Origin of the sequence: Streptomyces sp. NPDC005805, from assembly GCF_040630445.1 — a bacterium.
Taxonomy (GTDB): domain Bacteria; phylum Actinomycetota; class Actinomycetes; order Streptomycetales; family Streptomycetaceae; genus Streptomyces.
In genome coordinates this window covers 23,037-32,480 of the sequence record NZ_JBEXXN010000069.1, presented here as the reverse complement: position 1 = coordinate 32,480, position 9,444 = coordinate 23,037, and the positions used below count along the sequence as shown (strand labels likewise).

Sequence of the window (9,444 nt, the reverse complement as noted above, 5' to 3'; positions counted from 1 at the left end):
TCGAGCCGCACGGCCCCATCGAGACCGAAGCAGCCCGACGCCTCACCGAAGACCTCAACCACGAGTGATCAACGGCTTACCCAACACTTTCTGAGGCGGGCGGCCGGACGGACGGGCGGTGCCCCAGGGCCGGTTCAGGCGGGCGGCGCCCCTGGGCCGGCTCGCGCGGGCGGCGGCGCAGGCAGAGCCGGCGGGTCCGTTTCAGGCGCGGCGGAAGGACAGCGTCTCCCCCGCCGCGCCCGTGCGCCACAGGTCCTGGCAGGCGGCGGCCATCCCGTCCAGCCCCTCCACCACCTGGCCCCACACGATCCCCGGCACCCAGCCGGTGTCCGCGTTGAGGAGGAGGTTGTTGCGCTCGTAGAAGAGGGCCAGGTCCACCGTCACCGGGACGAGGCCGGCGCGCTCGCCGTAGCCGTAGGAGGCGGTGCCCAACTGGGTGTCGGTGAAGGTGAAGTAGCACAGGTCGCCCGGGATGGGGGTGACCGTCGGGTTCTCCAGCGGGGGCTCCGCGGGGGCGAAGGCCGGGAACAGGGCATAGATCTCGTTCCGGGCGTACTTCGCATGGTAGACGTCGGCGGACAGCGGCAGCGCGTCCCAGACGGCGTCGCAGGTCAGAGGTGCTTTCTCGGTCAGCAGCCGGGCGGTGCAGCGGACGCCGCGCTTGTCCAGGGACACGGTCAGGTATCGATCGGCCATCCCGTACGCATACCCCCGGACCGCTCGGGTAGCCGCGCGCCCATGGCTCGAACAAGACAAGCAGGACCGATGAGCAGACGCACTCTGCTGTTCGGCACCGCGGCCGCCGGGGCGCTCACCGCCGCCGGCGTCTCGGGCTGTTCACGGGTGCCCTCCGGCGACGCGCTCGCCCGGCTGAAGTCCCAGGGCACGGTGCGCCTGGGCATCGCCGGCGAGGTGCCCTACGGCTATGTGGACGAGCAGGGCGAGTTCACGGGCGAGGCCCCGGAGCTGGCCCGGGTCGTCTTCAAGCGGCTGGGCGTCGACCGGGTCCAGCCGGTGGCCACCGACTTCGCCTCCCTGATCCCCGGGCTGAACTCCCAGCAGTTCGACGTGGTCTCGGCCGGGATGTACATCAACAAGGAGCGCTGCGCCCAGGTCGTCTTCTCGGACCCCGAGTACCAGATGCTCGACTCCTTCATCGTCCGCAAGGGCAACCCGAAGAACCTCCACTCCTACGAGGACGTGGTCCGCGCCAAGGCGAAGCTGGCGACCGGCACGGGCTACGCGGAGATCGGGTACGCGATCGCCGCGGGCATCCCCGAGAAGGAGATCGTGATCCTCCAGGACCAGGTGGCCGGGCTGAACGCCGTCGAGTCCGGGCGCGTGGACGTCTTCGCGGGCACCGCCCTGACCACCCGTGAGGTGGTCCGCAAGAGCCGGCGGGCGGAGGCGACCAAGCCGTTCGCCGCCGTGGTGGACGGCAAGAGGCAGATCGACGGCGGCGGTTTCGCGTTCCGCCCGACCGACACCGATCTGCGGGACGCCTTCAACACCGAGATCCACAAGATGAAGAAGAGCGGCGAGTTGTTCCGGATCCTGAAGCCCTTCGGCTTCACGGAGGCCGAGATGACCACCCTGACCGCCGAGGAGCTGTGCAGGAAATGACAGCAGGACTCTGGCAGAACTGGGTACTCCCCGGCATATGGATCACGGTGCAGCTGCTGGTCTACAGCGCCGCCCTCGCCGCCTTCACCGCCTTCACCGTCGGCATGGCCCGCACCCACCGCTCCCGCGCCGTCCGCTTCCTCGCGGGCTTCTACACGGAGGTCTTCCGCGGTACGTCGGCCCTGGTGCTGATGTTCTGGCTGTTCTTCGTGGTGCCGCCGCTGATGGGCTGGCAGCTGGTCCCGATGTGGGCCGCCGTCCTCGCCCTCGGCCTCTCCTACGGCGCCTACGGCGCGGAGATCGTGCGCGGCGCCCTGAACTCGGTCGCCCCCGCGCAGCGTGAGGCGGGCGTCGCCCTCAGCTTCACGCCCTGGCAGCGGATGCGGCTGATCCTGCTGCCGCAGGCGGTCCCCGAGATGATGCCGCCCTTCTGCAACCTGCTCGTGGAGCTGCTCAAGGGCACCGCCCTGGTGTCGCTGCTCGGCGTGGGCGACGTGTCCTTCGCCGCGTACCTGGTGCGGCTGGCCACCCAGGAGAGCGCGCAGGTCTACACGATCAGCCTGGTGATCTACTTCGTGCTCGCGCTGGTGGTGACCCGCTCCATGAAGGCGCTGGAGCGCCGGAGCAAGCGGAACATCGGCATCGAACCCGAACCCGGCCTGCTCGGCGGACTGTTCTCCCGCCGGGCCGAGTCGAAGATCGCCGGTACCGAGGTGGCGGGGGGTGCGTCCCGATGACCTGGGACTGGTCCGCGGTGGCGGACTTCATGCCGCGCTTCTGGGACGGGGTGCTGCTCACCCTGCAGATCCTGGTGCTCGGCTCCCTGATCTCCTTCACCCTCGGCCTGGTGTGGGCGCTCGCCTTCCGCGCCCCGAGCCGTTTCGTGCGCTGGCCGGTGAACGCGTTCACCGAGTTCGTCCGCACCACGCCGCTGCTGGTGCAGCTCTTCTTCCTCTACTTCGTGCTGCCGGAGTGGGGCATCCAGTTCTCCGCCCTGACCACCGGCATCATCGCGATCGGGCTGCACTACTCGACGTACACCGCCCAGGTCTACCGGGCGGGCATCGAGGCGGTCCCGCCTGGCCAGTGGGAGGCGGCGACGGCCCTGAGCCTGCCGGCCCACCGGACCTGGACCGCGGTGATCCTGCCGCAGGCGATCCGCCGGATCACCCCGGCGCTGGGCAACTACGTGATCGCCATGCTGAAGGACACCCCGCTGCTGGCCGCGATCGGCGTGCTGGAGCTGCTCCAGCAGTCCCGGCTGGAAAGCGCCTCGACCTTCCAGTACACCGAGCCGCTCACCGTGATCGGCATCGCCTTCATCCTGATCGCCTACCCGGCATCCCTGCTGGTCCGAACCCTGGAGCGCCGTCTTGTCCGCTGACACCACCTCCGACACGCCGTCCGCCGGCGCCCCGGACGAGCTGATCCGGTTCGAGGGCGTCACCAAGAGATTCGGCGACAACACCGTCCTCGACGATCTGTGCTTCTCGGTGGAGCCGGGCCGGCACGTGACCCTGATCGGCCCGTCCGGCTCCGGCAAGACGACGATCCTGCGGCTGCTGATGACCCTGGAGTCCCCGGACGAGGGCACCATCACCGTCAACGGGTCGAAGCTCTTCCCGGCCGCCGAGAAGGAGCGGCGGGAGGCCCGGAAGAAGATCGGCATGGTCTTCCAGCAGTTCAACCTGTTCCCGAACATGACCGTGCTGCGCAACATCACCGAGGCCCCGGTGCGGGTGCTGGGCCTGTCCAAGGAGGAGGCCGAGACCCGCGCCCGGGAGCTGCTGGACCTGGTGGGCCTCGGCGACCGGGCGGACGCCAGGCCGACCCAGCTCTCCGGCGGGCAGCAGCAGCGCGTCGCCATCGCCCGGGCCCTCGCGATGCGCCCCCGGGTGCTGCTGCTGGACGAGGTCACCTCGGCCCTGGACCCGGAGCTGGTCGCCGGGGTGCTGGATCTGCTGCGGGACATCGCACGCACCACGGACATCACGATGGTGATCGTGACCCACGAGATGAGCTTCGCCCGGGACATCTCCGACGAGGTCCTGATGTTCGATTCCGGGAAGGTCATCGAGTCCGGTCCGCCGGAGAAAATCTTCTCCGATCCCGAGCACGAACGTACGCGCGAGTTCCTCGGAGCGGTGCTCTGACCACGTAATTCGCCCCCGTCTCATGATGCAGGCATATGCCATGGTGATGCGCCCCAGCCCACACGGCCGGGGCGCACATCATTTCCGCCAACAGCCCGCCTACAAGGGCTCCTTGGCGGCTATCGTGGTAACAAGCATGCGGTCACAACCTGGTAGGGGGAAACCGTGGCGCTGAAGCCCGAGCCGACCGCGCCGTTCCATTCGGTGCACTACGTCCTGCGAGTCCTGGAGACGGTCTCCAGGCACGGTGGCGGTGTCACCGACGCCCAGATCGCCCGCGAGACCGGGCTGCCTCCCGGCCACCTCGCCCCCATGCTCGCCATGCTGCGCCGCGAGGGATACGTGGAGCAGGTCGCCGACGGCGCGTATGTGACGGGCGACTCCCTCGTCCTCCTCGGCTCGGGCGCCACGCGCAAGGAGGCCCTGCAGACCAAGCTCCAGGACACCCTGGTGGAACTGCGGGACTCGGTGGGCGCCGCGGTCTACATCAGCCGGTACATCGACGGCGAGGTCAAGATCACCCAGTTCGCCGACGGCCCGCTGACGCCCAAGGTCAACGAGTGGGTCGACTTCCGCTCGGCCGCCCACGCCAGCGCGGTCGGCAAGTGCCTGCTCACCCAACTCGACGTGAACGGCCGCCGCGACCACCTCTCCCGCCACAAGATCGCCCGGCTCACCTCCCGCACCATCACCAGCGAGCGGCTGCTCTTCTCCAAGCTGGACTCCCAGCCGCCGACCGTCCCCGTCCTGGACCTCCAGGAGTACGCGGTGGGCACGGTCTGCGCGGCGGTCCCGCTGACGGCCGGATCGGCCGTGGGCTGTCTGGCGCTCTCGCTGCCGATCGAGCACGCCCACCGCCTGCGCAAGGCGGCGGAGACCCTGAACCGCAGAGCGGCCCCGGTGGTCCTCTCCCTGGCGATCTAGCCGGGCACCCCGCGGCCCCGCCCGGCCGGGCCGCGGGCCGGAAACCGGTGCGGAGCACCCCCCGGGACCAGGTACTATTGCTGTGTCGGCCCGCCCGAAACGGCAGGCCGCGAGTCAGGCGCCGCTAGCTCAGTTGGTTAGAGCAGCTGACTCTTAATCAGCGGGTCCGGGGTTCGAGTCCCTGGCGGCGCACAGACGGAAGGCCCCTCGCGAGAGCGAGGGGCCTTCCGCGTTCCGGTCAGCCGGGGATCAGGGAGGTCAGACCCCCGCCGCGAGTCCGGCCGGGGCCTTCGCGGGCGCGACCCCGAAGACGGACACCGCCTGGTAGTACGTCCAGGCGGTCGAGTTGCACGAGGTCCGGGTCGCCCCCGAGTACTGCGCGCACACCCGCTTCAGGTCCTCGTAGAAGGCCGAGTCCAGGCGGGACTTGTGGGCGCTGAAGGTCCCGGCCGCCTTGTAGTTCCGGTAACCGAAGTCATGGCGGGCGCAGGACGAGGCGAAGGGGAAACCGAAGGGGTTGTCGGGCGAGGAGGAGCAGTAGTCGGTGGACCAGTCGAAGCCGTACGCGCTCCAGGCGCCCTGGTTCGCGCGGGCCGAGGCCCAGGCGTTGTAGCTGGACGCGCTGGTCTGCGTCCAGGAGCTGAGGACCTGGGGCTTGTCGGCGGGAGCGGCGGACGCGGGACCGGCGAGGAGCAGGCCGGCGGGCAGGGCGAGTGCGGCGGCGGCGAGGGGAAGGGCCGTTCGGTGGCGCATGCGTAACCTCCGTGCGGAGCAGGGGGAGTCGGTACACGCCCGTGGGGGTCTTTCCACGGCGGGCACCAGCATGCAGTCATGTCCACGCCAACAACAGGGCTCACTGCCGACAGAAGGATGAAGTCTCCGCACGGCCCCGTCATCTCCCTGTCACCGCAGGGGTATTGCGCCTCCTGGCCGAAAGATGCTGCCGGACGCGCGGACGGCGCGCCCTCCGAACCCGGCGGTGGTCCGGAGGGCGCGCCGCGCGCCGAAACGCCTCAGCCGACGCGGGGGATCAGAACTGCACGTCGGAGCAGGCGTAGAAGGCGTTGGCGGTGTCGTGCACCGTCCACACCGCCAGGATCAGATGGCGGCCCGACTTCTGGGGAAGGTTGCCGGAATGGGACAGCGTGGCCGGCGGCTGCTGGCCGCCGTAGGGGATGGTCAGGAACGGCTGCGACTCCAGCGCGGCCCTGGTCAGCGGCTGGCTGGGGTTCCAGCCGTTCTTGGTGATGAAGTACTTGAAGTCGGTGGTGCGGTGACGTGCGGTGAACTGCCAGCGGAAGGTGTAGTTCTGGCCTGAGTTCACCTTGGTGGTGGGCCAGGCTCCGCCGCGCGGGTCGTCGAGCTGCGCGAACTGGCCGTTGCCGCCGGCGCAGATCCTGCCGTCGGCGGGTCCCGCCGCCGGGAAGCCCTTGGGCCCCTCGACGCTCTGGGGTTCCCACTGGATGTTGCCGCAGTTGGTGACCGTGCCGTTGGCACAGAGTTTCTGGCGGCTGATGGGCGAGTCGGTGTAGCCGTGGCTGCTGGCACTGCCGCCGGCGAGCACCGTGGTGCCCGCCACGGCGAGGCCCACGACGGCCGCACCTATCTTTTTTCGCATGCTTGGCTCCGTTGAGAACGTGGGGGAGTTCCTGGGTGGTGCACGCGTGCGGTAGTGAAGGTTCCGGTCTAGACCAAGTCTCAATGTAGGGAAGCCTGTTGGACGTGTCCAGACCAATCACGGAGCCTCTGCGCCCCCGGCCCGGCCGGTGTAGAAGGCGACGGTGAGGTCCTTCACGAGGGCCTTGCGCTCGTAGTCCGCCAACTCGACCAGACCGCGGTCGGTCAGCCGCCCCACCGTGTCCTCGACCGCGTCGACGACCGAGGTCAGGACCGAGTCCCGGTGCCGGGCGTCGATGGCCGCGATCCGCCGGCGCAGCACGGCGTCCGCGATCTCCGGCGCGTAGTCGACGGCGACCGGCTGCGCGGAGAAGACCTCGATGCCCACCGGCGCGCACTGCTCCGCCAGCACCTTCGTCAGCTCGGCCCCGACCGTGCCCGCGTCCCGCAGCGTGGGGACGGCCTCGCCGAAGCTGTCGGCGGGCAGCTTCGACAGCACCCGGGCCGTCGCCGCCTCGACCTGCTCCGCGAGATACGCCTCGTGGTTCTCCACCCCGAGCACGGCCCGGACGGTGTCCGACACCCGCCACACCACCAGGACGACCGCCCGCAGTTCGGTGCCCTCCGCGTCGTGCACGGGCATCGGCTCACTGCGCCAGTGCCGGAGCCGGACGTCGATCCGCCGGCGCAGCACCAGCGGGCTCACCCACACCAGCCCGGTGCGCCGGACACTCCCCCGGTAGTCGCCGCACAGGGTGAGCACCCACGCATGGCCGACCTGTCCGCGCCCCAGCCCCCCGAAGCCGAACAGGATCAGCAGCACCCCGAGGGTCAGCAGGCACCACACCCCGATGCCGATGCCCTGGTACGGGGGCGGGGTGACGCCGAGAATCCGCCCGACCGCGTCCGGCACCGCCCCGGTCCCCCACAGCAGTGCCCCGGTCCCGGCGAGGGCGCAGCCCCCGGCGACCAGCCCGGTCCAGCCGGGGAGCACCGGGCCCGGGCGCTCGGTCAGCCGGGGGTCGACGGCCGGTGCGGCCGGATCGGCCGCCGCCGGCAGCGGCGCCCGGCCGCCGGACTCCCGCCCGGGGCCGGCGCCGTGCCCGGTTCCCGTCCCGCCGTCCCCGGCCGGCCGGCCCGAGGCACCCACCTTGGGCTGCTCCCCGGTGCCCTTCCTCCGCGAGATCACCGCGGGGCGCAGACCGGACGGCAGGGCCAGCGGCCCGCTGTCGTCCCGGAACAGGAGGTGCACCGGGATCTCGGTCGTGGTCTCGCTCGCGATGACCGGGCTGCGCCGCGGGGTCTCGGGCGGGACGGGGCCCTCCGGGTCCGACGTCGTGGTGTTCATGCCGCCTCGCCTTCGTTGCCTGCTTGCCGTGCTGGTCCGCGTGGGCTGTTCGCCGCGCTGGTCCGCTTGCCGTGGGTGTCTCTGCTTCCCGCGGGTGTCTCTGCTGCGGGGTGTGGTTCTCCGTGCGGGGTCGTGGTTCTCTGCTCGCCGTGGCCGGGCTCAGCGGGCCGCGAAGAGCAGGCGCCAGGTGTGCGGGCCGGGGTAGCCGTCGGCCTCCGCGCCCCGCCAGCCCTGGGCCCGCTGGAACGCCTGGACGTTGCGCCGGTCCGCCTCGGTCCACTGCGGCCCGGGGCCCTCGGCGTAGTGCTTGCCGTAGCCCCGCTTGACGAGCTGCTTCCCGAGCTGGGTCACATGGGCGTTGGTGCGGCCCGGCCGGAAGTGGTCCCGGCCGGGGAAGGCGGGCGGCTGGGCGGACGGGCCGGCCGTGACGGCGGGCGGGATGTCCTTGCCCTGGCCGTTCACCAGCAGCCGCCAGGTGTGCGGGCCCGGATAGCCGTCGGCCTCCGCGCCCCGCCAGCCCTGCGCCAGCTGGAACGCCTGGGTGGCGCGGCGGTCCGCCGCCGTCCACTCCGGGCCCGGGCCCTCCTCGTAGAAGCGCTTGCCGCCGCGCTGCACCAGGAGTTCGCCGAGCCGGGTGACATGGGCGTTCTTCTTGCCGGGCCCGAAGGCGGAGGTGCCGGGGAAGGGCGCCGCCGTGCTCTCGCCACCGCCGGCCGTCCCGCTGGAGAGGCCCTTGTAGCGGTAGGCCACATAGCCGGCGGAGTTGTTCCAGTAGGCCATGGGTGTGGACTGCTTGCGGGTGCGGGGCTTGGTCTGCTCGTACGCCACGTAGTAGGTGTGCGTGTAGTCGGTCCAGCCGCCGAAGATCGTGACGTGCGAACCCGCCCCGGGGTCGGCCGGGTTGTGGAAGAGCAGGATGTCGCCGGGCTGGAGGTCCTCGCGCTGGATCCGGTCGCCGAATGCGGCGAGGCTGCCGGTCCACTCGTTGCCCGCGAGGCTCCAGGCCATCGAGACATAGCCGGAGCAGTCCTGGCGGTAGCCGTCGGACCAGTACTTGGTCATGCTGTACGGCACCTTGGCCGAGACCCACTTCTTGGCCCGGTTGATGATCTCGGTACGGGTGGTGGCCTTCAGCGCCGTCTGGTTGGCCTGGTTGGCGGGCTTCCCGGCGGGGCCGTGCAGCGGGCCGGTGGCCCCCTGCTCGGTCGGCGGGAGGGGGTCGGCGGACGGGGCGACGGCACGGGCCGGGCCACCGGACGCCTGGGCGGAGGCGGCGGCACCGCCGGCGCCGCCCAGGACCACCCCGGCGGTGGTCACCAGCACCAGCGCGCGCCGGCAGCCGTGCGCGGAGGGGTGCCCTCCGGCGGCCAGGGCGCGTCGCCGCTCGACGCATCCGGCGCAGTCGCAGTCACCGGCGGGCTCGTACTCCTCGAAGACCGGCACGGCCATACGCGTCGCCTCCCCATTCGCAATCGGCAAGATCCTCTGACGGTGTGTCACGTGCGCCAGTGTCCCAACCGGATGGACAAAACGCATTTTGACGTACGAAAGGGTAAAAACAACGATCCGGCCGGGCTGGGCGCGGCGGCGGGGGGCCCGCGGGGTGTGCGGAGCACTCCCGCGCGTCGGGTAGAGTTCTCCAGGTCAGCAGGCGCCGCTAGCTCAGTTGGTTAGAGCAGCTGACTCTTAATCAGCGGGTCCGGGGTTCGAGTCCCTGGCGGCGCACGCGAAACGAAGGCCCTCCCACGCGCGTGGGAGGGCCTTCGTCGTACGGTCCGC

Annotated in this window: 10 protein-coding genes and 2 tRNA genes; 7 read left to right on the top strand and 5 right to left on the bottom strand. The window is 71.0% G+C overall.

The window, feature by feature from the left end; translation table 11 throughout:
- Positions 1-201: 201 nt before the first annotated feature.
- The gene (locus ABZ457_RS27465; RefSeq protein ID WP_359162593.1) at positions 202-696 is read right to left on the bottom strand and encodes a DUF3830 family protein; all 495 of its coding nucleotides are present in this window, start codon (positions 694-696) and stop codon (positions 202-204) included.
- A 69-nt stretch (positions 697-765) separates the two neighbouring features.
- Here ABZ457_RS27465 and ehuB point away from each other — a divergent pair, with 69 nt between their 5' ends.
- The 6 genes from ehuB (at position 766) to ABZ457_RS27435 (ending at position 4,892) form a co-directional block, all read left to right on the top strand.
- On the top strand, positions 766-1,623 hold the full coding sequence (ehuB, locus tag ABZ457_RS27460; protein WP_359162590.1) for an ectoine/hydroxyectoine ABC transporter substrate-binding protein EhuB: 858 nt from the start codon (positions 766-768) through the stop codon (positions 1,621-1,623).
- Positions 1,620-2,360: an ectoine/hydroxyectoine ABC transporter permease subunit EhuC gene (gene ehuC, locus ABZ457_RS27455; RefSeq protein WP_359162587.1), complete on the top strand. Its 741-nt coding sequence runs from the start codon at positions 1,620-1,622 to the stop codon at positions 2,358-2,360. The genes ehuB and ehuC overlap by 4 nt, the downstream gene beginning before the upstream one ends.
- On the top strand, positions 2,357-3,007 hold the full coding sequence (ehuD, locus tag ABZ457_RS27450; protein ID WP_359162584.1) for an ectoine/hydroxyectoine ABC transporter permease subunit EhuD: 651 nt from the start codon (positions 2,357-2,359) through the stop codon (positions 3,005-3,007). Before ehuC ends, ehuD begins: the two co-directional genes overlap by 4 nt.
- Positions 2,997-3,776 (top strand): amino acid ABC transporter ATP-binding protein, encoded by a 780-nt coding sequence (locus ABZ457_RS27445; protein WP_359162581.1) that lies wholly within the window; start codon positions 2,997-2,999, stop codon positions 3,774-3,776. The genes ehuD and ABZ457_RS27445 overlap by 11 nt, the downstream gene beginning before the upstream one ends.
- 165 nt (positions 3,777-3,941) lie before the next feature.
- On the top strand, positions 3,942-4,700 hold the full coding sequence (locus ABZ457_RS27440; RefSeq protein ID WP_359162578.1) for an IclR family transcriptional regulator C-terminal domain-containing protein: 759 nt from the start codon (positions 3,942-3,944) through the stop codon (positions 4,698-4,700).
- Positions 4,701-4,818: 118 nt separating this feature from the next.
- Positions 4,819-4,892, top strand: a tRNA-Lys gene (locus ABZ457_RS27435).
- A gap of 66 nt (positions 4,893-4,958) precedes the next feature.
- Here ABZ457_RS27435 and ABZ457_RS27430 read toward each other — a convergent pair.
- From ABZ457_RS27430 to ABZ457_RS27415, 4 genes are all read right to left on the bottom strand, one after another.
- Positions 4,959-5,453, bottom strand: a complete 495-nt coding sequence (locus ABZ457_RS27430; protein WP_359162575.1) for a phospholipase — start codon at positions 5,451-5,453, stop codon at positions 4,959-4,961.
- A 277-nt stretch (positions 5,454-5,730) separates the two neighbouring features.
- Positions 5,731-6,318, bottom strand: a complete 588-nt coding sequence (locus tag ABZ457_RS27425; protein ID WP_359162572.1) for a lytic polysaccharide monooxygenase — start codon at positions 6,316-6,318, stop codon at positions 5,731-5,733.
- Between the two features lie 117 nt (positions 6,319-6,435).
- The gene (locus ABZ457_RS27420; protein WP_359162569.1) at positions 6,436-7,665 is read right to left on the bottom strand and encodes an SPFH domain-containing protein; all 1,230 of its coding nucleotides are present in this window, start codon (positions 7,663-7,665) and stop codon (positions 6,436-6,438) included.
- 159 nt (positions 7,666-7,824) lie between these two features.
- The gene (locus ABZ457_RS27415) at positions 7,825-9,114 is read right to left on the bottom strand and encodes a peptidoglycan-binding protein (RefSeq protein WP_359162566.1); all 1,290 of its coding nucleotides are present in this window, start codon (positions 9,112-9,114) and stop codon (positions 7,825-7,827) included.
- Positions 9,115-9,316: 202 nt separating this feature from the next.
- Between ABZ457_RS27415 and ABZ457_RS27410 the strand changes: the two genes are divergently transcribed.
- A tRNA-Lys gene (locus tag ABZ457_RS27410) sits at positions 9,317-9,390 on the top strand.
- Positions 9,391-9,444 lie beyond the last annotated feature (54 nt).

Excerpts from the sequence above, each read along its gene's own strand:
- ABZ457_RS27465 (WP_359162593.1), bottom strand. The coding sequence starts at position 696 with ATGGCCGATCGATACCTGACCGTGTCCCTGGACAAGCGCGGCGTCCGC.
- ehuB (WP_359162590.1), top strand. The coding sequence starts at position 766 with ATGAGCAGACGCACTCTGCTGTTCGGCACCGCGGCCGCCGGGGCGCTC.
- ehuC (WP_359162587.1), top strand. The coding sequence starts at position 1,620 with ATGACAGCAGGACTCTGGCAGAACTGGGTACTCCCCGGCATATGGATC.
- ehuD (WP_359162584.1), top strand. The coding sequence starts at position 2,357 with ATGACCTGGGACTGGTCCGCGGTGGCGGACTTCATGCCGCGCTTCTGG.
- ABZ457_RS27430 (WP_359162575.1), bottom strand. The coding sequence starts at position 5,453 with ATGCGCCACCGAACGGCCCTTCCCCTCGCCGCCGCCGCACTCGCCCTG.
- ABZ457_RS27425 (WP_359162572.1), bottom strand. The coding sequence starts at position 6,318 with ATGCGAAAAAAGATAGGTGCGGCCGTCGTGGGCCTCGCCGTGGCGGGC.
- ABZ457_RS27420 (WP_359162569.1), bottom strand. The coding sequence starts at position 7,665 with ATGAACACCACGACGTCGGACCCGGAGGGCCCCGTCCCGCCCGAGACC.
- ABZ457_RS27415 (WP_359162566.1), bottom strand. The coding sequence starts at position 9,114 with ATGGCCGTGCCGGTCTTCGAGGAGTACGAGCCCGCCGGTGACTGCGAC.